This window comes from Catellatospora sichuanensis, assembly GCF_007483665.1.
Taxonomy (GTDB): domain Bacteria; phylum Actinomycetota; class Actinomycetes; order Mycobacteriales; family Micromonosporaceae; genus Catellatospora; species Catellatospora sichuanensis.
This window is the reverse complement of record NZ_VIQO01000049.1, coordinates 22,476-45,999: the sequence shown is the minus strand read 5'-3', so window position 1 is coordinate 45,999 and position 23,524 is coordinate 22,476. Positions and strand designations below refer to the sequence as shown.

The 23,524-nt window shown below is 70.3% G+C and carries 28 protein-coding genes and 2 pseudogenes; 12 read left to right on the top strand and 18 right to left on the bottom strand.

Annotation, left to right across the window (positions count from 1 at the left end; genetic code table 11):
* Positions 1 to 7 precede the first annotated feature (7 nt).
* Complete coding sequence (locus FLL47_RS41035; RefSeq protein WP_144128097.1) at positions 8 to 661, top strand: hypothetical protein; 654 nt, start codon at positions 8 to 10, stop codon at positions 659 to 661.
* A 169-nt stretch (positions 662 to 830) separates the two neighbouring features.
* Entirely contained in the window at positions 831 to 3,236 is a 2,406-nt protein-coding gene (locus tag FLL47_RS41030) for an arylsulfatase (protein WP_144128096.1), read from the top strand.
* Between the two features lie 285 nt (positions 3,237 to 3,521).
* Here FLL47_RS41030 and FLL47_RS41025 read toward each other — a convergent pair whose 3' ends face one another.
* Positions 3,522 to 3,914 carry a hypothetical protein gene (locus tag FLL47_RS41025; RefSeq protein ID WP_144128095.1) on the bottom strand — a complete coding sequence of 131 codons (393 nt, stop codon included), beginning with the start codon at positions 3,912 to 3,914 and terminating at the stop codon, positions 3,522 to 3,524.
* Between the two features lie 450 nt (positions 3,915 to 4,364).
* Between FLL47_RS41025 and FLL47_RS44945 the strand changes: the two genes are divergently transcribed.
* The 3 genes from FLL47_RS44945 to FLL47_RS41015 all read left to right on the top strand — a co-directional run bounded on the left by FLL47_RS44945 (position 4,365) and on the right by FLL47_RS41015 (position 5,440).
* Positions 4,365 to 4,499, top strand: a complete 135-nt coding sequence (locus tag FLL47_RS44945; protein ID WP_281286795.1) for a hypothetical protein — start codon at positions 4,365 to 4,367, stop codon at positions 4,497 to 4,499.
* Between the two features lie 210 nt (positions 4,500 to 4,709).
* On the top strand, positions 4,710 to 4,958 hold the full coding sequence (locus FLL47_RS41020; RefSeq protein ID WP_144128094.1) for an RNA polymerase sigma factor: 249 nt from the start codon (positions 4,710 to 4,712) through the stop codon (positions 4,956 to 4,958).
* Positions 4,955 to 5,440, top strand: coding sequence for a hypothetical protein (locus FLL47_RS41015; RefSeq protein WP_144128093.1), 486 nt, complete (start codon positions 4,955 to 4,957; stop codon positions 5,438 to 5,440). The genes FLL47_RS41020 and FLL47_RS41015 overlap by 4 nt, the downstream gene beginning before the upstream one ends.
* 308 nt (positions 5,441 to 5,748) lie before the next feature.
* Here FLL47_RS41015 and FLL47_RS44570 read toward each other — a convergent pair whose 3' ends face one another.
* Positions 5,749 to 6,027 (bottom strand): hypothetical protein, encoded by a 279-nt coding sequence (locus FLL47_RS44570; RefSeq protein ID WP_246159316.1) that lies wholly within the window; start codon positions 6,025 to 6,027, stop codon positions 5,749 to 5,751.
* Here FLL47_RS44570 and FLL47_RS45300 point away from each other — a divergent pair.
* Both FLL47_RS45300 and FLL47_RS43815 read left to right on the top strand, forming a co-directional pair.
* Positions 5,918 to 6,151 (top strand): annotated as a pseudogene (locus FLL47_RS45300) (chromate transporter); the annotation flags it as partial. The gene FLL47_RS44570 and the pseudogene FLL47_RS45300 sit on opposite strands and share 110 nt — an antisense overlap.
* 49 nt (positions 6,152 to 6,200) lie before the next feature.
* On the top strand, positions 6,201 to 7,001 hold the full coding sequence (locus FLL47_RS43815; RefSeq protein WP_281286797.1) for a chromate transporter: 801 nt from the start codon (positions 6,201 to 6,203) through the stop codon (positions 6,999 to 7,001).
* Here FLL47_RS43815 and FLL47_RS41005 read toward each other — a convergent pair.
* On the bottom strand, positions 6,994 to 7,203 hold the full coding sequence (locus FLL47_RS41005; protein WP_186316226.1) for a hypothetical protein: 210 nt from the start codon (positions 7,201 to 7,203) through the stop codon (positions 6,994 to 6,996). The two genes, FLL47_RS43815 and FLL47_RS41005, sit on opposite strands and share 8 nt — an antisense overlap.
* Positions 7,204 to 7,351: 148 nt before the next feature.
* Here FLL47_RS41005 and FLL47_RS41000 point away from each other — a divergent pair, with 148 nt between their 5' ends.
* Positions 7,352 to 7,537, top strand: coding sequence for an OsmC family protein (locus FLL47_RS41000; protein ID WP_144128091.1), 186 nt, complete (start codon positions 7,352 to 7,354; stop codon positions 7,535 to 7,537).
* 531 nt (positions 7,538 to 8,068) lie between these two features.
* On the opposite strand, the gene FLL47_RS40995 is transcribed toward FLL47_RS41000, so the two are convergent.
* The 6 genes from FLL47_RS40995 to FLL47_RS44565 form a co-directional block, all read right to left on the bottom strand.
* The gene (locus tag FLL47_RS40995; RefSeq protein ID WP_144128090.1) at positions 8,069 to 8,833 is read right to left on the bottom strand and encodes a sulfite exporter TauE/SafE family protein; all 765 of its coding nucleotides are present in this window, start codon (positions 8,831 to 8,833) and stop codon (positions 8,069 to 8,071) included.
* Positions 8,830 to 9,417: a rhodanese-like domain-containing protein gene (locus FLL47_RS40990; protein ID WP_144128089.1), complete on the bottom strand. Its 588-nt coding sequence runs from the start codon at positions 9,415 to 9,417 to the stop codon at positions 8,830 to 8,832. Before FLL47_RS40990 ends, FLL47_RS40995 begins: the two co-directional genes overlap by 4 nt.
* A gap of 31 nt (positions 9,418 to 9,448) precedes the next feature.
* The gene (locus tag FLL47_RS40985) at positions 9,449 to 10,777 is read right to left on the bottom strand and encodes an MBL fold metallo-hydrolase (protein WP_144128088.1); all 1,329 of its coding nucleotides are present in this window, start codon (positions 10,775 to 10,777) and stop codon (positions 9,449 to 9,451) included.
* 123 nt (positions 10,778 to 10,900) lie between these two features.
* On the bottom strand, positions 10,901 to 11,170 hold the full coding sequence (locus tag FLL47_RS40980; RefSeq protein ID WP_144128087.1) for a metal-sensitive transcriptional regulator: 270 nt from the start codon (positions 11,168 to 11,170) through the stop codon (positions 10,901 to 10,903).
* A gap of 194 nt (positions 11,171 to 11,364) precedes the next feature.
* The gene (locus tag FLL47_RS40975; protein ID WP_144128086.1) at positions 11,365 to 12,039 is read right to left on the bottom strand and encodes a response regulator transcription factor; all 675 of its coding nucleotides are present in this window, start codon (positions 12,037 to 12,039) and stop codon (positions 11,365 to 11,367) included.
* Positions 12,036 to 13,241, bottom strand: a complete 1,206-nt coding sequence (locus FLL47_RS44565) for a sensor histidine kinase (protein WP_144128085.1) — start codon at positions 13,239 to 13,241, stop codon at positions 12,036 to 12,038. Before FLL47_RS44565 ends, FLL47_RS40975 begins: the two co-directional genes overlap by 4 nt.
* 177 nt (positions 13,242 to 13,418) lie before the next feature.
* Here FLL47_RS44565 and FLL47_RS44560 point away from each other — a divergent pair, with 177 nt between their 5' ends.
* The 4 genes from FLL47_RS44560 to FLL47_RS40950 all read left to right on the top strand — a co-directional run bounded on the left by FLL47_RS44560 (position 13,419) and on the right by FLL47_RS40950 (position 16,892).
* Positions 13,419 to 14,159 (top strand): ABC transporter ATP-binding protein, encoded by a 741-nt coding sequence (locus FLL47_RS44560; RefSeq protein ID WP_144128084.1) that lies wholly within the window; start codon positions 13,419 to 13,421, stop codon positions 14,157 to 14,159.
* Between the two features lie 14 nt (positions 14,160 to 14,173).
* The gene (locus tag FLL47_RS40960) at positions 14,174 to 14,908 is read left to right on the top strand and encodes an ABC transporter permease (protein ID WP_144128083.1); all 735 of its coding nucleotides are present in this window, start codon (positions 14,174 to 14,176) and stop codon (positions 14,906 to 14,908) included.
* 187 nt (positions 14,909 to 15,095) lie between these two features.
* A complete protein-coding gene (locus FLL47_RS40955; RefSeq protein ID WP_144128082.1) occupies positions 15,096 to 15,689 on the top strand; it encodes a hypothetical protein in 594 nt (197 codons plus the stop codon).
* A gap of 72 nt (positions 15,690 to 15,761) precedes the next feature.
* Complete coding sequence (locus FLL47_RS40950; protein WP_144128081.1) at positions 15,762 to 16,892, top strand: HupE/UreJ family protein; 1,131 nt, start codon at positions 15,762 to 15,764, stop codon at positions 16,890 to 16,892.
* Between the two features lie 91 nt (positions 16,893 to 16,983).
* Here FLL47_RS40950 and ccsB read toward each other — a convergent pair whose 3' ends face one another.
* The 9 genes and pseudogenes from ccsB to FLL47_RS40905 form a co-directional block, all read right to left on the bottom strand.
* Positions 16,984 to 17,901 carry a c-type cytochrome biogenesis protein CcsB gene (gene ccsB, locus FLL47_RS40945; RefSeq protein ID WP_144128080.1) on the bottom strand — a complete coding sequence of 306 codons (918 nt, stop codon included), beginning with the start codon at positions 17,899 to 17,901 and terminating at the stop codon, positions 16,984 to 16,986.
* Positions 17,902 to 17,962: 61 nt separating this feature from the next.
* Positions 17,963 to 18,856 (bottom strand): M56 family metallopeptidase, encoded by an 894-nt coding sequence (locus tag FLL47_RS40940; RefSeq protein WP_144128079.1) that lies wholly within the window; start codon positions 18,854 to 18,856, stop codon positions 17,963 to 17,965.
* A 14-nt stretch (positions 18,857 to 18,870) separates the two neighbouring features.
* Positions 18,871 to 19,218: pseudogene (locus FLL47_RS40935) on the bottom strand (BlaI/MecI/CopY family transcriptional regulator); the annotation flags it as partial.
* Positions 19,219 to 19,389: 171 nt separating this feature from the next.
* Positions 19,390 to 20,055 carry a class I SAM-dependent methyltransferase gene (locus FLL47_RS40930; protein WP_144128077.1) on the bottom strand — a complete coding sequence of 222 codons (666 nt, stop codon included), beginning with the start codon at positions 20,053 to 20,055 and terminating at the stop codon, positions 19,390 to 19,392.
* A gap of 211 nt (positions 20,056 to 20,266) precedes the next feature.
* Positions 20,267 to 20,674, bottom strand: a complete 408-nt coding sequence (locus FLL47_RS40925) for a four-helix bundle copper-binding protein (RefSeq protein WP_144128076.1) — start codon at positions 20,672 to 20,674, stop codon at positions 20,267 to 20,269.
* Between the two features lie 218 nt (positions 20,675 to 20,892).
* Positions 20,893 to 21,528, bottom strand: coding sequence for a DUF305 domain-containing protein (locus tag FLL47_RS40920; RefSeq protein ID WP_144128075.1), 636 nt, complete (start codon positions 21,526 to 21,528; stop codon positions 20,893 to 20,895).
* A 207-nt stretch (positions 21,529 to 21,735) separates the two neighbouring features.
* Positions 21,736 to 21,957 (bottom strand): cation transporter, encoded by a 222-nt coding sequence (locus tag FLL47_RS40915; RefSeq protein WP_144128074.1) that lies wholly within the window; start codon positions 21,955 to 21,957, stop codon positions 21,736 to 21,738.
* Complete coding sequence (locus FLL47_RS40910; protein WP_144128073.1) at positions 21,954 to 23,039, bottom strand: sulfite exporter TauE/SafE family protein; 1,086 nt, start codon at positions 23,037 to 23,039, stop codon at positions 21,954 to 21,956. Before FLL47_RS40910 ends, FLL47_RS40915 begins: the two co-directional genes overlap by 4 nt.
* An 81-nt stretch (positions 23,040 to 23,120) precedes the next feature.
* Complete coding sequence (locus tag FLL47_RS40905) at positions 23,121 to 23,507, bottom strand: hypothetical protein (RefSeq protein WP_144128072.1); 387 nt, start codon at positions 23,505 to 23,507, stop codon at positions 23,121 to 23,123.
* Positions 23,508 to 23,524 lie beyond the last annotated feature (17 nt).

Sequence of the window (23,524 nt, the reverse complement as noted above, 5' to 3'; positions counted from 1 at the left end):
AGTACAGGTGGCATTACCGAAGATCGATCTCACGAAGACGAACATCGCCATCGACCGGCTGCTGGAGACGACCCAGAACCCCCGGCACCGGTACATGCTCATGTCCTACTACCGGCACCGGTACCTGGAGATCGCAGGACGGTACAAGGAGATCTTCGAACCGGACATGACGATCGAAAACCCCGTTTATCACTTCCACGCGTTGGGCGTGAGCACGACGCTCGAGGGCCGCGACGCGGTGGAGACCCTTTACCGGGAGTGGACCGAGACCGGTCAGTGCGTGATGTACGCCGAGGACGAGCAGGTGGCGGTGGCCGACAACTTCATCGCCTCGACGTTGCACGGCCATCAGTTCATGCCGGGCCAGGTGCTGCAGGCGCTGGGCTTTACTGTCGACGACCCGGACGCGATGTACGTGTACTCGGCGCACCAGGAGATGGTCTGGCCCTACGACGACCGCTGCCGTCTCATCGGCGAGGACGTCTGGGAGGTCGACCCGGAGAAGGCCGTGATCACCAAGTGCCGCCCCGAAGAGGTGATCACGGTGGCCATGGCCGCCGAGGCGCTCAACCCGCTGATCAAACCCCTGCCGTCATATGACCAGTACGTCCTCGGCAAGGCGAAGGCCAGCACCGGCGCCCGAAACAGGGCAGTGACGTAAAGCTTCTCCACCCCGCGCGGGCCGGCGGGCTCGATGCGGCTACCCGGCGACGCCACCCGGCACAGGTGCCGGGTGGCGACCTCGCCCATCGGGCGTCATTGGCGCCGCCGTCGCCCGGGACAGCAACGACGGCACGTACGACATCGCATCGCGCAGCCGAGGAGTGACCATGGGCGAGGACGTTGACCGAACCACCCTGCCGATCCGGCGGCCCGCATTCAGCGGCACCGTCAACCGGACCCTCGACGGCTCACAACCCGACTGGAGCCAGATCGGCCACGTGAGCGCCCCCGAAGGCGCGCCGAACGTGCTGCTGGTGCTCGTCGACGACGCCGGCTTCGGTAACCCGAGCACCTTCGGCGGCCCTGTCGACACACCGAACTACACCCGTATGGCCGAGGGCGGTCTGCGCTACAACCGCCTGCACGTCACCGCACTGTGCTCGCCCACCCGCGCCGCGCTGCTCACCGGGCGCAACCACCACACCGTCGGGTTCGGCTCGATCGGCGAACTGTCCAGCGGCTTTCCCGGCTACACCGCGTTCCTGCCCAAGGACTGCACGCCGTTCCCGCGGGTGCTGCGCGACAACGGCTACACCACTGCCGCGTTCGGCAAGTGGCACCTGACCCCTGACCACCAGCAAGGTCCCGCCGGGCCGTTCGACCGCTGGCCGTCGGGCTGGGGCTTCGACTACTTCTGGGGCTTCCTCGGCGGTGAGGCCGGCCAGTACGACCCCGTCGTGGCCGAGAACAACACGATCACCGGCGTGCCCGCCGGCAAGGACGGCCAGGAGTACTACCTGCCCGACGACATGGCCGACCGGACCATCGCTTGGCTGCACGGCGTACAGTCCCAGGACCCGGACCGGCCCTGGTTCGTCTACTTCTCCACCGGCTGCGCCCACGCGCCGCACCACGTGCCCCCGGAATGGGCCGACCGCTACCGGGCCAGGTTCGACGAAGGCTGGGACGCCTGCCGGCAGCGGACCTTCGAGCGGCAGAAGCAGCTGGGCGTCATTCCCGCCGACGCCGAACTGACCCCCCGCGACCCCGCCTTCCCCGCCTGGGACTCGCTTACCGACGACCAGAAGCGGCTCTACGCCCGCCAGATGGAGGTCTATGCCGGCTTCCAGGAAAACGCCGACCACAACATCGGCCGCGTGCTGGATGCGATTGCTGACATGGGGGAGCTCGACAACACGCTGGTCATCTGGATCTGGGGCGACAACGGCGCCAGCATGGAGGGCACCATCACCGGCTCGTTCAACGAGCTGACCATGCAGAACGGCATCCCGCTCACCGAGCAGCAGCAGCTGGACCTGATCGGTCAGTACGGCGGCCTGGACGCCTGGGGCACCGACGTCATCGCCCCGCACTACTCGGCGGCGTGGGCCTGGGCGGGAAACGCGCCGTTCCAGTGGGGAAAGCAGGTCGCCTCCCACCTGGGCGGCACCCGCGACCCGATGGTGGTGCACTGGCCCACCCGCATCGCCGACCGCGGCGGTCTGCGCACCCAGTTCACCCACGTCATCGACATAGGCCCCACGATCCTCGACCTCGCGGGCATCCCACAGCCGACCCACGTTGACGGCATCGCCCAGCAGCCTGTGCACGGCAGTAGTTTCGCCGGCTCGCTGACCGACGCGGCCGCGCCCGAGCACCGCACCCGCCAGTACTTCGAGATCTACGGCAACCGCGCGATCTACGACGACGGCTGGTGGCTGTCGATGCGCCTGCCGCGTATCCCGTGGACGGTCGACCCCGAGACGATGAAACGCTTCGCACCCGGCGTCTGGAACCCCGACGACGACCCCGTCGAGCTGTACTACCTGCCCGACGACTTCAGCCAGGCAAACGACCTAGCCGCTCGGCACCCTGACAAGGTCAAGGAGCTGCAGGAGCTGTTCTGGAGTGAGGCCGAGAAGTACCAGGTGCTGCCGCTGCTGGGTGGGATGTCGTTCTACTTCGGCATCGTGCCGCCCATGCCGACCCGCAGCCAGTTCACCTACTACGGTGACGTGCAGAACGTCAGCTCCGGAATGATTCCCCGGATCTACAACCACTCGTACACGATCAGCGCGGAGCTGCACATCCCCAACGGCGGTGCCGAGGGCGTCATCGTCGCCGAAGCCGACCATCTCGGCGGCTTCAGCCTGTTCGTCAAGGACGGCAGACTGCGGCACACCTACTCGATGATGGGCGTGTCCGTGTACCACCACGAAGCGAGCGAGCAAATGCCGACCGGCGACGTGCAGGTCGCAATGGTGTTCGCCGCCGACGCGGCCAAGCCAGGCACCGGCGGCCACGTGACCCTTCTGGTCAACGACCGGCCCGTCGGCGGCGGCCGGATGGAACACACCGTGCCGTTCCGCTTCTCCGGCTACGCTGGCATGGACCTCGGCCGCGACAGCGGCCTGCCCGTCGACCGCTCCTACGCCGACCAGTCGCCGTTCGCCTTCACCGGCACCGTCAAACGGGTCGTCTTCGACATCGACCCACACCCCGACACCGACCAGGAGCAGCAGCTGCACGAGCTCGCCCAGCAGTCCCTGGCAGCACACGGCATGTCACAATGAGATTGTTGGCAAGCCATCTCAACTGGCACCTGCGAATGCGCCAGACCCGTCACCAAGAGCCGTTGGTCGACACACCGGCGGCCGACGAGAAGGCAGACAGGGTCGTTGTGGCAGCCGATGCAAAGCCGCCTCTGTTCAGGCGTCGCGGCGGGTGAACGCCGCGTAGGCGGCGACCACGGCGGTGAGGGCCCAGAGCCACGCCGAGCTGGTGCCACACGTCGGTGCCGGTGGCTGCGTTGGTGTTGAGGAAGGGCAGCACGCTTTCCAGCCATGGCAGCCGCTGCATCAGTGTGCCGGCCAGGGTTGTTCCACAACGAGTGCCGTCAACAGCGGGATGACGATGCCCAGCACCGTGTTGCGGGTCGCCGCGGCAGTACCGAACCCCATCAGGGTCCAGCCCGCGAAGTACAGCAGTACCCGCGCCGCCGCCGGCAGGGGCTGCCCGTTGAGCTGCGGGCTCACCCCGACTGCGCGCGCCAGCGCGGTCAGTACGACCTTCACCGCCCCGATCACCCCCGGCCTGCCGCGAGCATCGATCGGCTGCACATCCACCGTCGGCTGGAGGAAGCGGTCGCCACCAGCGCGGATCCCAGGTACCTTACCGCCGTCTTCGGCGTGGCCGACAAGACCGCGATCCGCTATGCCGACAACGCGCTGCATCTGCTCGTCCGCGGCCACGACGAGTCAGTCTGACAGCACCCGAGACCAGTTCTCCTCGCTGTGAATTCGTCGGGGCGAGCAAATGCCGGCCGCCCGAGCGGCGACACTGGCCGTCCGCCCGAGGAGCCGCAGGCAGCAGACGAGGTACTGCTGCGGCTCGACATGTACGGCCAGGTCAGGTGTCGGTCGCGGACCTCGATGGCGGCACTGCCCATCGGCTGAGCGCTACTGCGCGACCGGCCGGCGACGTGCTGGAGGCTGGGGTCACCGGAAGTATGGCTGCCGATAGTCGGGGTTGGTGATGGCTGAAACGCCGACGCCTCGTCTGCTCTCCCTGCGTGACCGCTCGTTCGTTGCCCGGGTCGCGGGGGTGCGATCGGCGGCCCGGCCGGCAGCGGAATTGGTCTGTAACATCGGTGGCCCGCTGGGCCAACTCCCTACAAGAGCAGGCAAGTCAAGGCAGATGCCGTGCAGGAGTTCACCGATGAGGCGCTGCTGGCCGCGATAGCCGCGGGTCCGGGCGCGCTGCCCGAGTTCTACCAGCGGCACATGGGCAAGATCGTCGGATGGGTGTGCGCCGGTTCGACAACCCGCAGGACGTAGCAGACTTCGTCGCGAACGTGTTCCTGGAGGTCATGACGTCGGCGGGCGGGTTCGACCCCGCTCGGGGGCGGGCGGTGCCGTGGCTGTACGGGCTGTCCACGAACGTGGCCGCGGGCATGTGGCCGCGACCAGTTCCGCCAGACCCGGACGGCACAGCAGCTGCGGCGGGAGTTCCTCGACACCGACGCGCACGCCGAGGTGGAGGAGCGCATGGACGCAGCCGCCGAAGCCCGCCGGGAATACGCCGCGATGCAGCGGCTGAACCCGGCCGACCGGCAGGTGCTGGAGCTGGTGGCGGTCGACGGGTTGTCGACCGGGGCGGCCGCAACCGCGCTGGGCGTCAGCCCCGTCGCCCTTCGGGTGCGGCTGGTGCGTGCCCGCGGCCGTCTACGCACCCTGCTGGCGGCAGGTCCGCCATCTTCCGCGATGCGCCTGGTAACGAAGGAGGAAGCAGCATGACCATCAACGGGTTCAAAGACCGCCTCGGACAGGCGCTGGCGCAAGCCGACGCGCAGCGGGTCCCGGCCGCCGCATCCACGCCGGCTGCGGTGAAGCGGCGGCGGGTCACACGCCCGGCCGTGATCGCGGGTGCGGCCGTCGCGCTCGTGCTCGCTGGCGGCGCGACCGCGACCGCCATGGGCGTGTTCACTAAGCAGCCGCCCCTGGGCGCAGCTGACACGTTCACCCCAGGCCAGATCGACTGGATCAAGGGGTCCGGCTGCCGGCCGGGATCGACGGTCACGGCGTTCATCGACGACGTCGCCGTCGGCACCGCCGTGACCGAATCCGCACCGGAAGGCCCGGACCGGCTGTTACTCGGAGTCTATCGGCTGCGGTTCACCGTCCCGGCAGACATCGGTGCCGGGCAGCACACGCTGCGCACGGTGTGCCCGTCGATCGAGGACGGCTCGCAGTACAGCCACCCAAACCCATCACGGTGAAGTGAACCGGCTGGGCTGCGACCCACGGAGGCCGCAGCCCAGCCCTTCGTCGGTTCGGTGGTCAGGGTCCACGGGGTATCGGCGCAGCATCGCCCGCTCTGGCGCCAATCGCCGAAAGCACCGCCCGCCAGTCGTCGACCGGCAGCTTCCCCTCGGGGACCATCTGCTGGGCATGATCGCGCCCTCCGTCAGCGCGACCACCTCCGCCCTTGGACCTCACCTTGTGGTTAGAGGACCATCGTCTTGCGCACGGCCCGCCCGTATCGCCGCCACGCCGCTGGTCTGGACACCGGTTCTTCTGTGGTTCATCAGCAGTCCGTACGATCAGCGGCCGAGATCACCACGACGAGGCACAGGCAGGTCATGACCATCGAGCGCACCAGCAGCGAGGAGCCCTCGCCCGCCCGATCGGGGAGGTCGCCGGGCGGCTCGCCCGGGTCGGTGGCCGAGGTGGCGTTGCTGTTCCTCAAGCTCGGCTTGATCGCATTCGGTGGCCCGGCCGCGCACACCGCGATGATGCGCGACGAGATCGTGCGCCGCCGCCGGTGGGTGACCGACGAGCGGTTCGTCGACCTGATGGGCGCCACCAACCTGATCCCGGGCCCGAACTCCACTGAGCTCGCCATCCACCTGGGTTTCGACCGGGCCCGCTGGCGTGGCCTGATCGCCGCCGGGGTCTGCTTCATCCTTCCGGCCGCGCTCATCGTCACCGGCCTGGCCTGGGCGTACGTCACCTACGGCGACACCCCGGCCGTCGAGGCTGCTCTACGGGATCGTCCCGGCGGTGATCGCGATCATCGCGCACGCGCTGTTCGCCCTGCTGCGCACCGTGATCAAGAACGTGTGGCTCGGGCTGCTCGCCGCCGCCGGCCTGGCGGCATACCTGCTCGGCGTCAACGAACTGCTCATCCTGGCCGCCGGGGCGATGGTCGCCGCCGCAGCGCACCTGATCCGCCACCCACCCCGCCCCCGGATCAACGGCTGGGTCGGCGTACCGATGCTCGGCGAGCAGCCGCTGTTTCCCGACCCGACCGGCAACGAGTTGTGGACCCTGTTCCTCACCATGCTCAAGATCGGATCGGTGCTGTACGGCAGCGGCTACGTGCTGCTGGCGTTCCTGCAAGGCGACTTCGTCGACCGGCTGCACTGGATCACCCAGCAGCAACTCATCGATGCGGTCTCCATCGGCCAGGTCACCCCTGGGCCGGTGTTCACCACCGCCACCTTCATCGGGTACCTCGTCGCCGGACCCGCCGGAGCTTTCGTCGCCACGGTCGCGATCTTCCTGCCGTCGTTCGTGTTGGTCGGCCTGCTCACCAAGGTCACCGACCGGCTGCGCTCCTCGCCGTGGACCTCGGCCCTGCTCGACGGGGTGAACGCCACTGCGCTGGCGCTGATGGCCGGGGTGTCCTACCAGCTGGCCCGGACCGCGATCATCGACCCCATCACCGCCGCCATAGCCGCGGTAACGCTGCTGCTGTTGTGGAAGACCAAGCTCAACAACGCCTGGTACATCGCCGCGGGCGCCGCCATCGGCCTGGTCCACACGCTGCTCACCTGACCACAAAGACAGCCGACCCGAGGAACCCGTTGCGGCTGGTGAGCAGCGGCGCCTGCGCCAGCGCCCCGCCACTGCCGGCTTCGCCTGCGGTACAGCTCGTCCAGCCCACTCCGCCTCCGGCGATGACCATGCCGCTCAGCCCGAGCAGCGTCGGGGTCCGGCGTCGGCTGATCGGCTCGCTGATCATGGCAGAGTGTCCCATCCAGTCGCCCGCCATCGCCGGGAACTCCCGCGGACAGGTGCCCCTTCTTCGTCAATGTTGGGGGTGAAGCAGGCTGCCTGTTCAGGGCCGATAGTCCTGGCGCGCACGCTTCCTGACCAGCCACGGCATCACCCGCGAGGGCCTGGGCGTGCAGGTCGCGTACCGCATGGCCGCCGACCGCCCGGCCCGCGTGGCCGCGATCGACCTGACTGTCACCGTCCCCGCCGCGCTGCCCGCTCATCGACGGCCCGCCCTGTGTGCCGTGATCGAGCACTGCACGGTGCACAACAGCCTGGCCGACCCGCCGTCGGTGCGCATCGATCTGACCGCGTGACGTCGGCGTGCCATTCCGGTGACCCGCACACGGGGTGCGGGTCACCGAGCCGCTTCGGGCCGCGGAACTGGCATTCAGGGCGGGGCGAGCGCGGAGGGCAACATCCGCTGCTGGCCCCGCCGTCGCCGGATGGGGGAGCAGGCCAGGGGACGGTTCTACGGGCACCTTCGCCAGCCCACTGGTCCACTCGGGCCGCTGTGATGTTGCGGTGCCTGGGTGTTCAGCGGCGACGCAGCACTGCCCACAGCCCACGCCTCGGCCGGTCCTGTGCCTGGTCGCACGTGCACCGCTGCGGCATTGGCACGTCGGCGAGGACCTGCTCGACGTGCATCCCGCATCCCTGGTACGTCGCCTTGCCGCACTTGCTGCAGACGGCACGCTCGCACATGGCGCTCTCTTTCGTAGATCTCATTTCCCAGGCCAATATACCCCCTGGGGTATAGTGGATCGCCGGTGGTCCACGCTCATGCTTGCTTCAGGGACAACCGGCGAGTGCCGGCCTTCCGCTCGCCGGCCAGCCGCGGAGGGCCTCTACCCGGCGAGTTGGCCGGCCAAGACTCCCACGCCCATGACCACGACGAACCAGCCGAATGTCCGGCGCAGCAGGGCGGGGTCGATCCGCCCGGCCAGCCTGCCGCCGGCGAAGCTGCCTGCGACGGCGCCGGCGGTGACCGCGGCGGTCAGGCGCCAGTCGATGGTTACGCTGTGCAGGTAACCGGACAGCCCGGCGAACGACTTCATTGCGATGACGAGCAGTGACGTGCCGACCGCGACGGGCATGGGTAGTCCGCCGAGCAGGACGAGGGCCGGCACGACGAGGAACCCGCCGCCGGCGCCTACCAGGCCGGTGGCCAGTCCGACGGCCACGCCTTCGGCGAGGATCTTGGCGATGGGCAGCGGCTGGTCCTGGTGCTGGTTCGGTGTGGTGGTGCCGCGCCGGGACCGCAGCATTGCGACCGCGGTGATCAGCATCATCACCGCGAAGGCGATCAGCAGCACGCTGCCGGGAATGTACTGAGCGACCCGGCCGCCGGCGTAGGCTCCGGCCATTCCGGCGGCGCCGAACAGCGCTCCAGTGCGCCACTGGACCCGGCCCGCCCGGGCATGCGTGATCAGCGCGACCGCGCTGGTCACGCCCACCACGACCAGTGACATGGCGATCGCGGCTTTAGGCTCGACGTCGGCGAGGTAGACCAGCACTGGGACGGTGAGGATGGAGCCGCCGCCGCCGAGCAACCCCAGGGCAACGCCGATGGCGACGGAGGCGGTCAGGGTGAGGACGAGTCCGGCGCTCACCGGCCGGTCCTGTCGAGCAGCCGGGTAATGGCCTGCCGGACGTCGGTGGTATTTCGGGGCCGGTTGTAGGGCAGCTTGGACAGCATCATGCCCATGGCGCAGGTGTCGGTGAGCGCGGCGAAGGCGAGCCCGGCGCCGATGAACCCGGCCAGGTACCGTGCCGCGGGCAACCAGATGCTGACCAGGATCGACGCGAGTACGATGCCTCCGGCGGCGAGGCGGACCTGGCGTTCCAGCGACCAGCGCTGCCGACCGCGTACCACGGGGCCGTCTTCTGCGAGCCAGGCGTTCATGCCGCCGGTCATGACGGCCACGTCGGTGAGGCCGGCGGCGGCGAGTTTGGTCCGGCACTGTTCGGCCCGGTTGCCGGACTGACAGACGATCACCATGGTGGTGCCGGCAGCGGCGACGATGTGCTGAAGGTGGCTGTCGACCTGGTCGAGGGGCAGGTTGACGGCCCCGGCGATGTGGGCGGTTTCGTACTCACCAGGCGTGCGCACGTCGACTAGGAGTACGTCGGGGTCGAAAGCAACCAACGCTCGGGTGGCGTCGACGCGGATGGTGGCGGATGGGGTCGTGGTCATGCGCGATTCCTTTCTCGGGACGGGTGCTTGGTCAGGCGGACTGCGCGGCGACGACGTCGGGCACGCCGGCGCCGGTGAGCACCACCGGCTGGTAGCCCTCGCGCAGCAGCAGGGTTGCGGCGATGGCGGCGCGGCGGCCGGAGCCGCAGGCGACCAGCACCGGTCGAGTGCGGTCCAGCTCGGCCGGGATGCCTTCGGTGATCAGGTCGGGCAGGAACCGCCGCACTGCGCCGTCAAGCGAGACGGCGGCCTGCTCGCTGGGCATACGCACGTCGAGCACCTGCGCGTCATCGGCCCTCACGCAGTCGGTGAAAGCCGGCAGGTCGAGCAGCTCGAAGGTCATGGACGCGGCGTCGCCGAGCTCGTAGACAACTCCGCGGACGCTGTCGACGCCGATCTGCGCCAGCTGGGTGACCGCCTCGGTGACGTCCTGGTCGTGCTGGGCGACCAGCACGATCGGCTCCTGGTAGGGCAGCAGCCACCCTGCCCAGGAGCCGAAGTCGGTGCCCAGCTCGATACCGACCGCTCCCGGCAGATGCCCTTCGGCGAGGTCGGCCCGCGGCCGGATGTCGACCACGTGCGCGCCGTCGGGGACGTCGTCCAGGGTTAGCTCGGCAACGGTCACCGTAGGCATGGGCGGCACGCCGAGCGTGTTCGCCGGTCCCATGTGCTGGTAGAAGGCCGGGATGGGCATCGGCTCGGCCATCAGCCGCTGGGCAAAGGCTTCGGCGTCGGCCACAGCCAGTAGCGGGTTGGTGTCGACCTCCGCGCCGATGGCGGAGGTGTAGCGGCCGGCACCGCTGGACGTGCAGAACGATCCGTCGCCGTGGGTGGGCAGCAGTTCGACGTCGCGGGGCAGTCCCGCGAGCCGGTGCAGCGACCCGTACTGCAGCTTGGCGAGGGTGTGGGCGCGGGGCCGGCCGAGCAGGTCGGGCCGGCCGGCGGAGGCCACGAGCAGGCTGCCGCCGGAGAACACGGCCACCGGCTCGCCGTCAACGAGTACGAGGTAGCTGGTGTGTTCCGGGGTGTGGCCGGGGGTGTGGATCGGGCGCAGGGTCAGACCCCGCCCGCCCTTGATGTCTTCCAGGTGGAACGCCGGGGTGTGCGGATATGCAGCTGCGGCCGCGGCGGGCAGGACCAGCTCGGCACCGGTGCGCAGGGCGGCCTGCTCACCGCCGGAGACGTAGTCGTTGTGCAGGTGCGTCTCCAGCACGAACCGCAGCTGCACGTCGCGCTCGGCGGCTGCGGCCAGGAACCGGTCGATGTCGCGCTGCGGGTCCACGAGCACGCCCTGGCCCTCGTGCGTGAGCAGGTAGGTCTGGTCGCCCAGACCGGGCGTACGAAAGGAGATGATCTCCACTTTCCACTCCTTGACTGATACCCGGGGGGTATTTTTCGTTGAGACTTCGGCAGTTAGGCATACCCCGGGGGGTATCTTTCCGACCGAAAGAAGCCGACACCGAACCGGGTGTCGGCTAGTGGATCAGGCCAGAGCCAGGAACAGCTTCTCGAGCTCGTCCTCATTCATCGGCGGCTGCTCGCCGCGCTCGCGGGCGCGCTGGCAGTGACGCAGGCCGGAGGCGACCAGCTTGAATCCGGCCCGGTCCAGGGCCTTGGACACGGCGGCGAGCTGGGTCAGAACCTTCTCGCATTCGTCGCCGTCCTCGATCATCGAGATCACGCTGGCAAGCTGCCCCTGGGCGCGCTTGAGCCTGTTGAGGGCGTCGCCGGCGAGTGCTTCGTTGAGCTGCATGAGCCCCAACATACCCCCAGGGGTATGAGGTGGCAAACGCGTCAGTTACCTGGCTTACGGCTGAGGCGAGCGATCATCGCGTTACCGGCCACCGGAACCCGTCTGCTGGATGGGCCTTGCCCTGCCCGCCCAGCGCCCCCGTACCGACCGCCGCGGGGCGACGCTCGAAGCCGGACGCTGTGGCCGGCGTGCGGTCACTGCTGGCGAGAGGGGGTGACCAGGCCGGATTCGTAGGCGGCGATGACGAGTTGGGCGCGGTCGCGGGCGCCGAGTTTGGTCATGGCCCGGTTGACGTGGGTCTTGGCGGTGTGGGGGCTGAGGACCAGGTGTGCGGCGATCTCGTCGTTGCTCATCCCGGCGGCGACCAGGCCCAGCACCTGCCGTTCCCGGTCGGTGAGTGCTGCCAGCCGGTCACCGGTCACGGCATCGGCTTGTTGGGGTTGGGTGAGGAACCGGTTGATCAGCGCTATGACGGCCTTGGGTGACAGCAGCGCGTCGCCGCGGTGCACGGTGCGTATGGCGTCGAGCAGGTCTGCGGGTTCGGTGCTCTTGCCGAGGAATCCGGCGGCTCCGGCACGTAGCGCGGTGTAGACGTACTCGTCGAGTTCGAAGGTGGTCAGGATCAGGACCCGGGTGCCGGCCAGGGCGGGGTCGGCGGTGATGCGGGCGGTGGCGGCCAGGCCGTCCAGGCCCGGCATCCGGATGTCCATGACCACGACGTCGGGCACGGCGCAGGTGGCGAGTTCGACGGCCTCGGCACCGTCGGCGGCCTGGCCGACCAAGAGCATGTCGGGTGCCGTATCGACGAAGAACGCGAACCCGGCCCGGACAAGGGGCTGGTCGTCGGCGAGCAGTACTCGGATGCTCATGCCGGGGCTCCGGCCGTCAGGGGCAGGGCGGCGGTGACGCGGAAACCGCCGTCGGGCAGTGGACCTGCGGTGAAGGCCCCACCGAGGGCGGTGACGCGTTCGCGCATCCCGGTCAGGCCGTGTCCCGCGCCGCCGCGCGCGCCGGGACGGGCTTGCTGCCGGCCGGGGGTGTTTTCCACTGTCACGTGCAGAGTGTGCGGCTGGTAGTTCCAACAAAGGACGACGGTGACCGGGCCGGCGTGCTTGCACACGTTGGTGAGCGATTCCTGCACGATGCGGTAGGCGGTCAAGTCGATGACGGCGGGCACCATGCGTGCGGCGCCGTCGGTGTGTTCGGTGATGGCCAGACCGAGGCGTTCGAAGGCGCGCAGCAGGTCGGTGATGCCGTCGAGCCCGGTCGTCGGCTGCACGGCAGGTGGCTGGTCGCCGGGTTGGCGTAGCAGGCCGACGGTGTCGGCCAGGTCGCCCAGCGCGGTCTTGCTGGCGGTAGCGATGTGCGACACCGCCTCGCGTGCCTGCGGCGGGGCGACTTGCACGCCGGTGGGCTGGTCGAGGACATGGGCGGCGACGCCTGCCTGAACGTGGATGAGGGCGAGGTGGTGGCCGAGGACGTCGTGCAGTTCCCGGGCGATGCGCAGCCGCTCCTCGGTGACGCGGCGCGCGGCTTCGGCTTCCAGGTCGGCTTCGGCGTGGCGTGCTGCGGCCTGCGCTTCTGCGAGCCACGCTCGCCGGTGGCGGGACGCGGTCCCGGCCGCGACGGCCAGGGCCCCGAGCGCGCCGAGGGCGATGTTCTCCGCGCCGATCCACGTCGCGGGTCTGACCAGCAGGTGGATGCCGCCGAAGAGAACCATGACCAGGCCGCCGACGAGCAGGGAGCGGCGGCGGTGGGACGACTCCGCGACGGTGTAGAGAGCGATCAGCGGTGCCGCGAGGACCATCTGCCCGTGGTGGTCGTGGTAGTGCAGCAGGTAAGCCTCGGCGCCGACGGTCGTGATCAGGAGCACCAGGAACGGCCGGTAGCCGCGTGCGGCCAGCGCGCCGCAGGTGAGGGTGGCCAGGGTGAGGCCGTGGGCGTCGATGGGGGCGCCGGCCGGTCCGGCGGCCGTGGTGACGAGCGTGACCGTGTAGATCACGGCGGCGATCGCGAGGTCGGCGTGCGGGCGGCGCGCGGCGGCGGCGCGCAGCCGGTCCAGCACGGTCATCACACCAGGTTAAGGGCTACCCGGCCAGGGCCGCGTCGTCGGGCGGTGGTACGTGGCGTACCGCATGTGCGGTATGCCGAAGATGGCGCGCCGCGGCGACGACAGGGCCTGCTGCCGGCGGCGATCGTGAGTGCCTGCCGCCGGGACAGGTGCCCGGCCTTGTCAGGAAGGCTCCATGTGGCGTCCATCGACATCTCGGTCCGCGGGCTGAGCAAACACTTCGGCCCGGTGCGGGCCGTGCACGACCTCACCTTCGACGTGCCCGCCGGGCAGGTGACCGGATTCCTCGGCCCCAACGGCGCGGGCAAGACCACAACCCTGCGGATGCTGCTGGGCCTGGTCCGGCCCACCGCCGGGCAGGCGCTGATCTGCGGCCGGGCATACCCGGACCTGCCGTCCCCGCGCCGGACGGTCGGCGCAGTGCTGGAGGCGACCGGTTTCCACCCCGGGCGCCGGGGCCGCGACCACCTGCGCATCGCGGCGTACTCCGCCGGACTACCTCTGGCGCGGGTCGAGGAGGTTTTGGACGAGGTCGGCCTGTCCGACGCTGCCGGTCGGCGGGTCGGCGGGTACTCCCTGGGCATGCGCCAGCGCCTCGGGCTGGCCACGGCCCTGCTCGGTGACCCACAGGTGCTGGTCCTCGACGAGCCCGCCAACGGCCTGGACCCCGCCGGCATGGCGTGGCTGCGCGACCTGCTGCGCGAACGCGCCGCCACCGGCCGCACCGTGATCGTGTCCAGCCACGTGCTGTCGGAGATGGCCCAGACCGCCGACCGCGTGATCATCGTGGCTCGGGGCCGGCTCACCTTCGACGGACCGCTCGACCGGCTCGAGGCCGAGGCCGGCTCGCTCGAAGAAGCGTTCCTGCGCCTGACCACCGACCACGACGACGCCGCAGCCGCCGCCGCGGCACGCTGAAGGAGACGCCCACCGTGCTCACGCTCATCGGCAACGAATGGCTCAAGCTGCGCACCACCCGCGGCCTGTGGATCCTGCTCGCCGTCCAACTGACCCTCATCACCGTCGGCGCGGCCGGGCCGCTGTCGAACATGCCCCTCGACCAGGCGGCGACCGCGATCGGCGCGGTCGCGCACGTCGGCCTGACGTCGCTGGTCGCGCTGATATTGGGCATCTCCGCGGTCGCGGGGGAGTACCGGCACAAGACCATCACCGACACCTACCTGGGCACACCGCGCCGCGGCCGGGTCGTCGCCGCGAAACTGACCGCCACCACCCTTGTCGGCGCAGGTCTCGGCGTAGCGGGCGCGGCGGTGTCCCTGGCGGTGACCTGGGTGTGGCTGACCGCCGCGGGTCACACCATGCCCTGGTCGGAGCCTGAACTGTGGCGCACCGCCGCCGGCGGCGTCGTGTGGAACGCCGCGTTCGCGGCGATCGGCGTCGGGGTCGGCGCACTGGTGCGCAACCTCGCCGTCGCGGTCGCCGCCTCACTGGCCTGGCTCGCACTGGTCGAAGGCATCGTCGGTCAGGTCGCCGGCCGGGACGTGACCCGCTACCTGCCCTTCTCGGCAGGCACCGCCGTAGGTCGCCTGCCTGCCTCGATCGCCGACGGGCTGCCGCAGTCAGGTGCCGCGGCGCTACTGGCCGGGTATGCCGTGCTGTTCGCGGCGGCCGCGGTCGTGTTCAGCACCCGCCGCGACGTCGCCTGAACGCCGGCCGCTGCCGGCGGCGACATCCGGTCGGCAGCGGCCGGCGGCGGGTCAGCCTCGGGCTCATCCATGCCGCACCACAGGGCTTGTCCCCGCGGTCACCTGTTCGCCATCGGCGGGAACCACGGCTCGCCGAACCGCGACCACTACCGCAGGATGGCTGTGACACGCGGTAGGAGGTGAGGCGGTGAGCACGGTGCGGCGGCCCCGGGCGAGCCTTGCCCTGTCCGCGGTGTCGTTCGGCATGCTGGGCTGGGCCGGTGCGCACGCCGCCGTCGACCTGCTGCTGGCTCACGAGCACGGCGGTGCCCGTCACATCCACGGCTACCTGCCGTCGGTGATCGTCGCCGCGGCCGCGCTCGGCGTGGCATCACTGCTGGCAGTGTTCCTGGCCGCCTTGGCCCCGGCACGCCCCGGCAAGCCCGCCTCGGGACGCCGGCGCAGGCACGCTGACATGCGTGTCGCCGCGGCGCTGTCACCTCTGGCATACGTGGCCGCCGAATACGCCGAACACATCACCGCAGGCGGCCATCAGCTGCCACCACCCGTGGTCGCGGCGGTCGGCCTGGCCACCTACCTGTTCATCGGTGTCGGCATCTCGCTGCTGTGGCGCTCGTCGGTCACCGCGGTACAGCGCGCCGCGCGCCGCCTCAGCGCACCCGACACCACCACGATCCCCGCCTGGCGGCCACACCGCGGACTGACCACCGTCGCGGCACCCGCGACCCTGCACTGGCCGCACGCCTGCGCCGGCCGGGGTCCACCAGCACCTCCTGCCTGACAGCCCCTCCCGTCACCACGCCGGAACCACGACGAACTCCGGCGCAGGCTCCGTCATGCAGAAAGGCAACCCATGAACAACCCCACCCTGCCCTACGATCGCCCGGCCCCGCACACCCCGCTGGGCAGGCTCACCGCCCGCACCCTCACCGTCACCGCCGCGACCGCGGCACTGCTCGCGCTCACCGCGACCGCCGCCTCGGCACACGGGGTCACCGGCACCGGCGGACGCTGGTACAGCTTCATCTGGTCCGGGTTCATCCACATGCTCGCCGGCTGGGACCACCTGCTGTTCGCCGGCGGCGTGCTGCTGCTGTCCGGCGGTATCCGCCGCGGCGCGCAGATGATCTTCCTGTTCGCGCTCGGGCACAGCACCACCCTGATCATCGCCACCATGGCCGGGTGGCGCATCAACGCCACCTTTGTCGACGTCGTCATCGCCCTGAGCCTGGTGTTCGTCGGCGTCGTCGGATTCTTCGGCCGCCCCACCACCTGGCGCTGGTTCGGGCTGAGCGTCCTCGGGTTCGGGCTCATCCACGGCCTGGGCCTGTCCACCCGCCTGCAGGACATCGGCCTGCCCCACGACACCATGCCGCTACTGGCCCGCGTCATCAGCTTCAACGTCGGCGTCGAACTCGGCCAGCTGCTCGCCCTCGGGCTGATGTACATGGCCGGCGACGTCGCCAAGACCTACCTGACCTGGCGCCACACCTGGAAGGCCACCCACGCCACCCTCGCCGGCGTCGGTGTCGTCGCCGCGCTGCTGCTGGCCACCGGCGTCATCGGCGTGAGCACCGCCCCGGACGAAGCCGAGACCGAGTCCAGACCGACGGCGATCGGCAGCTGCCAGGTCCGCGAACGCACCGAGACCTACCCCGCCGACGGCGGGCACCCGTCCGGTGACTTCTTCAACCCGGCGCAGACCCCGCCCTGGAAGGACTTCGGCCACGTCATCGGCGACAGCTGGGTGATCGTGCACTACCGGCCCGACCTGCCCGCCGCCCAGCTCACTGAACTCGCGTCCTACATCGCCGGGGACGAGGGCAAGGGCGTGGCCGGCGGCGCCGAACCGGGCCTGACCGGCGCGTTCAAGGCCGTCAACCGCTACGACACCCTCATGTGTCAGCAGTTCGACCTGCCGGCGCTCAATACGTTCGCCAAGAACTGGTTCACCGACCCCCGCTCCGACACCGGGCAGCCTTAGCAGGACGGGCCGGTGTGGCGCGTTTTCCTGCACCACACCGGCCCGCGCCGGCAGCGCTTGAATGAGCGGAAGTGTCCGGCACGAGAGGCGGTCACCATCCTGCGTAGGAGTGCAGCCCCTTGACCAGGATGTTGACCGCGAACACGTTGATCAGCATGCTGGCCCAGGCCGCGCACGCCAGCGCCGCGGCGCGCTTGCCACGCCATCCGGTGGTGGTGCGGGCGTGCAGGTAGCAGGCGTACAGCGCCCAGCTGACGAACGCCCACGTCTCTTTGGGGTCCCAGCCCCAGTAGCGGCCCCACGCCGCTTCGGCCCAGATCGCGCCGGTGGCGATGGCGAACGTCCAGATCGGGAACGCGATGACGTGCATGCGCAGGGCGATGCGGTCCAGGCCCACGGCGGCGGGCAGTTGCGCGCCGATCGTGCCCGCGTGGCGGGCCGGGTCGGCGTCGTGGCGGGTGCGCAGCAGGTACAGCGCGGTAACCACGAACCCGATCAGGAACAGTCCTGTGGCCAGGGCTGCCGCGGCGACGTGAACGCGCAGCCACGGCGACTGCAGTGCCGGCATGAGCGCCTCGGCCTGTACGTGTGCCCTCCCTGCTCCGCCGAGCAGCAGCGCCGCGGTGAGGGTGACGAACAGCCCGACGGCCCGCACCGGCCGCGTGAGCGCGATGGCCAGCCAGGTCAGCATCGCGATCAGGCACGAGGCGACGATGAACTCGTACATGTTGCCCCACGGCACCCGGCCCGCGGCCAGCGCGCGGGTGACGGCGCAGCCCAGGTGCGTCAGCACCGCGGCGGCCGTTACGGCCAGGGCGGCGCGGCCCAGCAGCCGCGCGCGGTGCCCGTCGGTGACCGGCGCGCTGGCGGTGACACCGGCGCCTGCGGTGACGTGCACCCGCGCCGGTGCGACGAGTTCGGCCGCGTGCAGGGCCATGGCTGCGATGTATCCGACGATGGCGACTACCAGCAGGGCGTCGGACGTGCCCGCCCAGTCGGTGAAGGACATGACAGCTCCACTCCGTGGTCTACTACTCGATGTAGTAGACCACGGGGCCTGTCGGCGCCGGCTACCAGGGCAGCATCAGGCTCGGCGCGGTCGTGGCGACGGTGACCGTCATCGCCACCACCAGCGCAGCCGCGCCGGCGCGTAACCGCGGCAGACCGGCGTCCACCCGCCGCAAACGCTCGGCCACCTGCCCCGCCGCGCCCAGCGCACCGGCCGGCACCGCGGCCAAGCTGGCCGTGGCGAACACCCGCAACGCCCGCCGCACCGCGTCCCTGCCCTGCGCCGCGCACGCGCGGTCGTCGGCGCGCATCTCCACCAGCAGCGACACCGCCTGCAGCGACAGCGCCGACAGCGGCAGGCGCAGTGCCGCGAGCGCCGCGAAGGGCAGCAGCACCAGATCGTGGCGTTCGGCGGCATGCGCCCGCTCGTGCGCCAGCACCGCCCGTAGCTCGGCCGAGCTCAGCGCGGCCACCGCACCGCTGCTGACAACCAGCCGCCCACCCCGCCCGGGCAGGCAGTACGCCACCACCGCAGGGTGTGGCAGCACCTGCACGTCCCCGCCGTCGCGGGTGCCGACCAGATCCAGCAGGTGACGGTGCCGCCGACGGGCCCGCAGCACGCCCACCGCGAACCGGCCGGTCAGCGCCGCCAGCGCGCACGTCAGCGCCGCCGCGGCCGCCAGCGCCGTCCACTGCACCGGTCCCAGTGCCGGATCGGCGTCACCGGCCAGCCGCACCAATCCGGCCAGCTCACCGGTGCGGTAGCCCGCCAGCGCCACCGACAGCGACAGGCCCACCAGTGACAGCCACACCGACAACATCAGCGCCTGCCACACCGCGATCGCCAGGCCAGGAGCGCGGCGCGTCCACTCCGCAGCGGCGAGCGGCCTGGCGCAGGTCACGCACAGCGCGATCACAGCCAGGTAGTGCCCGCCGTGGCTGAGCACGTGCCGCATCACCGGCCGCCGTCGGCGTCCAGCGCCGCCCGCAGCGCCGCAGCGTCCTCACCGGAGACCAGCTGCGCGAAGCGGGCCAGCGCGACACCGCGGTCACCGGCCCGCTCCAGCGCGTCGCGCATCAGCTCGGCGACGACATCCTCCCGCGACGCCGCCGGCCGGTACCGCCAGGCCCGACCGTCGCGCTCCCGGCGTACCGAGGCTTTGCCCGCCAGCCGGTCCAGCACGGTCATCACCGTCGTGTACGCGATCGAATTGTCGGCCAGCCGGTCGAGCACCTGCCGGACCGTCAACGCCTCGCCGGCCGACCACAGCACCGCCATGACCGCTCGTTCCAGCTCTCCGACACCACGCCGCCCCAACCCGCCACCTCCTACACGAAGTCGTAGAATTCTACCGAGCACGCCGCCTGCGTCGAACGCGCATCGGCAGCCAGCCCGCAGGACAGCGCGCAGGCCGACGTAGGGCTGTGGAGCGGCTTGCGCAGGCGCAGCGACAATCCGCGCCGGCGCTGCGATGGCCGCCTGGTTGGCCTAGGCGGCCCGCCGGTCGCCTGAGGTCGGGTAGGCGACGCCGAGGATGTGGGCGAATCGGGGCACGGCCGAACAGGGACTGAACCCGAACCGCTGGCAGCTGCTGATGGTGAACCCGTTAGCTGCGATGACCGCAGCGGTGTCGTGGTTGGGGCGGCACCCCCCGGCCAGACGTGCCCACAGCGGGGCGATCAGGTCTTGCAACAGTGCCAGCAAGAGCTTGTCGGAGCGGACATGCTCGTAGAAACGAAGCTGCCCGTCCGGGCGCAGCACACGTCTGATCTCGGCGAGCGCGTGGACCGGGTTGGCCACCGTACACAGGACCAGGGAGATCACCGCCGTGTCGAAGGCGCCGTCTGGCGCAGGCAGCGCATCGGCGTGCCCGGAGACGACCTCCACCGGCACGGGAGCCCGCTGCGCGGCACGCCGTGCCAGCGCACGAAGAGTGTCGTCGGGTTCTACAGCCAGCACGCGGGTGACGTGGGGCGGGTAGTGGGCGAAGTTGAGGCCGTTGCCCGCGCCGACCTCGATCACCGTCCCGGCCAGCCCTTTCAGAAGCCGAGCACGGTGCTCGGCGCCACCATGAGCTTCGGCTCGCGTGCTGATCGCCGTGTAGAAGCGGGCAAACCTGGGATGCTGAAGGTTCTTCAGCTGCCGATCAACCATCGACTGCTCCGCGTTGTCCCACCCACCGATGAAGCGGGGACCGGCTCGCCCAAACACTCGCCGAGCGTGGACAAGGGAGAACGGCGTCGGTCTGCGACAGGCAGCACAACACCACGACCGGCTGCCGACTCAGTGTCACGGTCACAAATGGTCGCTGTCCAGCACTGTCCGCCAGCCAGCAGCCCGTCCTTTCAGCCGAACCGACGACGCCTCACTTCATCGCTGCCAGCAGCTGCTGGCAGGCAGCCTCGCAGTCCCGGCACGCCTGCGCGCAGATGCGGCAGTGCTCGTGCATGTCGGCGTGGCGCTCGCATTCGTCGGCGCAGGTGCGGCAGGCCATGACGCACGCCTCCAGCAGGGTGCGGCTGATGTTGGCGTCGTAGCCGGTGTGCCGTGACAGCACGCGGGCGGTGGCCTGGCAGATGTCGGCGCAGTCGAGGTTGGTGCGGATGCACTTGGCCAGCTCGGCGATCATCGGCTCGCTCAGGCAGGCGTCAGCACATGCGGTGCACGCCTCGCTGCACGAGATCAGCGAGTCGATCGCGGCGGCGAGCTGGCGCCGGTCGAGGTTGATCTCCAGCGGGTACGTCTCGAGCATGGGCATGGTCACGTTGGTCATGGCGTCTCCTTCGATCGGTACGGCCGCACCTATACCCGCGCGGATCGTCTTCTATGCGCATGAACAGGGCGAGTCTGACGGAATGCCGGTGCGGCGGCAGGAGACGCCGGGCAGTCCTGACTGCTCGCGCATCGGCACCTTGCCGAAGCCGTCGAACCGCGCAAGATGGTGCAAGCGCCAGCATCGGATGGAATCTGGTTGGGCAGCCGCATGTGAGGTCAGCTGGTGGGGCTGGGCGTGGCGCCCAGCATCTGGCGCATCTGTTCGATCTGGGCGCTCTGACTGGCCTGGATCTTCTCCGCCAGCTGCATGACGGCCGGGTCCGCACCACCGGCGATCTCGGCCTCGGCCATCGCGACCGCGCCTTCGTGGTGGGCGATCATCATCTGCAGGAACATCCGGTCGAACTGCTCGCCGGCCATGTTCTGCATCTGGCCCATGTCGGGCATCGGGCCCATCGACGGCATCATGCCGGGGCCCATCGGCATAGACGGCATCGCCATGCCCGGCCCCATCGACGGTGCCGGCTTGCCCCACTGCGCAAGCGACGTGCTCATCTGCTCGATCTCAGGCGTCTGCTCCTGCTCGATCTCGACGGCGAGCTGCTTGACGTCGGCGTCGGCGGCTTTGTCGGCGGCCATCTGGGCCATCATCAGCGCCTGCTGGTGGTGGACGATCATCTGCTGGACGAACTGGACGTCGATGTCATTGAACTGCTGCGTCGGGCTCGGCTGCACGGCCGCGGGAACATGCGTGGACGGCGTGGTCTGCGTGCTGGCGCCGCAGCCGGACAGTGCACTGGCGCTCAGCAGCACCGCGGTGGTGACCGCCATCATGCGGACAGCAGAACTCATGTCGACCCCTCCAGGCGTGTCCAGCAACCTCGACCACGTTAAGCCGGATAGGAGCGCGCTAATGGCGCTTTGCGGTAACTGGTGGCGGTTCGACGGTCGGCGGGGTCGGCGTCCCGGCCGGCGTGGCGGTGCCGGTGACGGCCGCTGGGCCGCCACCGGCACTGGGATGCCGACCGTGTCAGGTCACCGGCGGCGCCGCCGGATCGGTCAGGCCGTGGCCGTCAGGGTCGCGGGATAACCGGCGGCGGTGATCGCGGCGGCGATGACGGCCGGGTCGAGGTCGTCGTCGGCGGTCACGACCGTGCGGTGCTTGCGCACGCTGGTCTCGGCGCGGCGCACGCCGGGGACCTCCTCTTCGAGGGTTTCGTCGATGAGCAGGCCGCAGCTGGCGCAGTGCATCCCGGTGACGGTGAAAGTGAAGGTGGTCATGACGTCGCCTTCTGGGTGACGGTCAGGCGGCCGGTGTACATGCCCATGCCGCAGGAGTACGCCAACCGGCCTGGTTCGAGGACGCCGAGGTCGATGCGGGTGTCGCCATTGACCGGAAGGATCTTCTCGACGCCCCGGCTGGGGATCACGAACGAGCGCACGCAGCCCTGCGCCTTGTCCGAGCGGACGATCAGGGTGGTGGGCAGCCCGGCGGCGACCTCGAGATTGTTCGGGGTGTAGGCCCCGGTCTGCGCGGTGACGATCACGGTCTGCTGCCCGCCGTCGACGGTGACCCGCGGCCCGGTGACCTCCGCGGGTGCGTCGCCGGACAGGCCGAGAGCGTAGGCGACATTGCTGGCGGCGATCGGGGACCCGGACAGCTCAAGGCCGCCGTTGAGGGTGTAGGCGCCCAGCGCCAGGACGACCACGCCGGTCGCGACCGCTAGGCGCTTGGCCCACGCGCCGGCGGCGCGGCGGGCACGGGCGGCGGCGTAGCCGAGCACGGTGAACAGCGGCGCGGTACCGATGACGAACACGGCCATGATCAGCGCACCCTGCCACGGCGACCCGGACGTGACCGCCAGGGCCATGACCGACAGCGTCACCCCGCACGGGATGAGGACGCTGGTCACGCCGAGCACCGCCGGGGCGAGCGCGGACTGGGAGCGGGCGCGGCCGCGGACCAGGCGGGTCCACGAGGCAGGGGGAGTGAAGGTCAGGCCGCTGAACGCTCTGACGCCGAGCTGCCCCAGGCCCATGGCGATGATCAGTAGGCCGGCGCCGATCTGGACCATGGCACGCAGGTGCACCCCGAGCTCGACGGCGGTGCCGACCGCGCCGAGCAGTGCGCCGAGTAGGGTGTGGGAGGCGAGTTTGCCGGCCAGGAACCCGCCGACGGGGGCGAGGTCGTCACCGATGCCGGGGGTGGGGGCCGGGGCGGCGCCGCGGGGGCGCGGGCCTGTGGTGACAGGTTGGCGCTGGCGGGAGACCAGGCCTGCCAGCAGGCCGCCTTGTACGGCGGCGCAGGACACGCCGCCGGCCAGCAGGCCCAGCAGCAGCACGGAGAACAGACTTGTCGACACTGTGAGAGAAAACCTTTCGCGCGAGGAATGAAACCGACAACAACGCATCCATTGGAATAGATGTTTTGGGGCGGGTTTCTCCTACGTGCGCAGGACGCACAACTGCGCGAGCGTCGCCGCACGCGGCAGCGGCCCGATCGGGCGTAGCAGCATCTGTACGGCACGGGCGATCATCACCAGCAGCCGTCGTGGCGCACCCATCAGCAGCAGCGCACCGGCGACCGCGGCCAGCACGCTCATGCACGCAACGACCAGGCCGCCGTGGCCGCCGTCGTCGGCCGGAACCTGCTCGTGGGCACCGCCGTGCACGTGTGAACCGGTGCCGGCGGCAATCGCCGCCGGCATCATCAGTGGTGCCATGTCGTCGGTGCACTGCCAGGACTGCCACAGCCCGAGCCCGGCCAGCAGCAGCGCGACCAGCACGACACGCAGCGGTTTGCCCGCCGGTCGTGTCGTAAAGTGCTGCACCCCGCAAGGATACGGTG

Bases quoted from the DNA above. Each gene is read 5' to 3' on its own strand.
- ccsB (WP_144128080.1), bottom strand. From the start codon at position 17,901: ATGTCCTTCACCGACTGGGCGGGCACGTCCGACGCCCTGCTGGTAGTC.
- FLL47_RS41030 (WP_144128096.1), top strand. From the start codon at position 831: ATGGGCGAGGACGTTGACCGAACCACCCTGCCGATCCGGCGGCCCGCA.
- FLL47_RS40990 (WP_144128089.1), bottom strand. From the start codon at position 9,417: ATGACCACGACCCCATCCGCCACCATCCGCGTCGACGCCACCCGAGCG.
- FLL47_RS40920 (WP_144128075.1), bottom strand. From the start codon at position 21,528: ATGAGTTCTGCTGTCCGCATGATGGCGGTCACCACCGCGGTGCTGCTG.
- FLL47_RS44565 (WP_144128085.1), bottom strand. From the start codon at position 13,241: ATGACCGTGCTGGACCGGCTGCGCGCCGCCGCCGCGCGCCGCCCGCAC.
- FLL47_RS40940 (WP_144128079.1), bottom strand. From the start codon at position 18,856: ATGCGGCACGTGCTCAGCCACGGCGGGCACTACCTGGCTGTGATCGCG.
- FLL47_RS40950 (WP_144128081.1), top strand. From the start codon at position 15,762: ATGAACAACCCCACCCTGCCCTACGATCGCCCGGCCCCGCACACCCCG.
- FLL47_RS40915 (WP_144128074.1), bottom strand. From the start codon at position 21,957: ATGACCACCTTCACTTTCACCGTCACCGGGATGCACTGCGCCAGCTGC.
- FLL47_RS40980 (WP_144128087.1), bottom strand. From the start codon at position 11,170: ATGCAGCTCAACGAAGCACTCGCCGGCGACGCCCTCAACAGGCTCAAG.
- FLL47_RS40975 (WP_144128086.1), bottom strand. From the start codon at position 12,039: ATGAGCATCCGAGTACTGCTCGCCGACGACCAGCCCCTTGTCCGGGCC.
- FLL47_RS40925 (WP_144128076.1), bottom strand. From the start codon at position 20,674: ATGACCAACGTGACCATGCCCATGCTCGAGACGTACCCGCTGGAGATC.
- FLL47_RS41015 (WP_144128093.1), top strand. From the start codon at position 4,955: ATGACCATCAACGGGTTCAAAGACCGCCTCGGACAGGCGCTGGCGCAA.
- FLL47_RS41005 (WP_186316226.1), bottom strand. From the start codon at position 7,203: ATGGGACACTCTGCCATGATCAGCGAGCCGATCAGCCGACGCCGGACC.
- FLL47_RS41020 (WP_144128094.1), top strand. From the start codon at position 4,710: ATGGACGCAGCCGCCGAAGCCCGCCGGGAATACGCCGCGATGCAGCGG.
- FLL47_RS40930 (WP_144128077.1), bottom strand. From the start codon at position 20,055: ATGGTTGATCGGCAGCTGAAGAACCTTCAGCATCCCAGGTTTGCCCGC.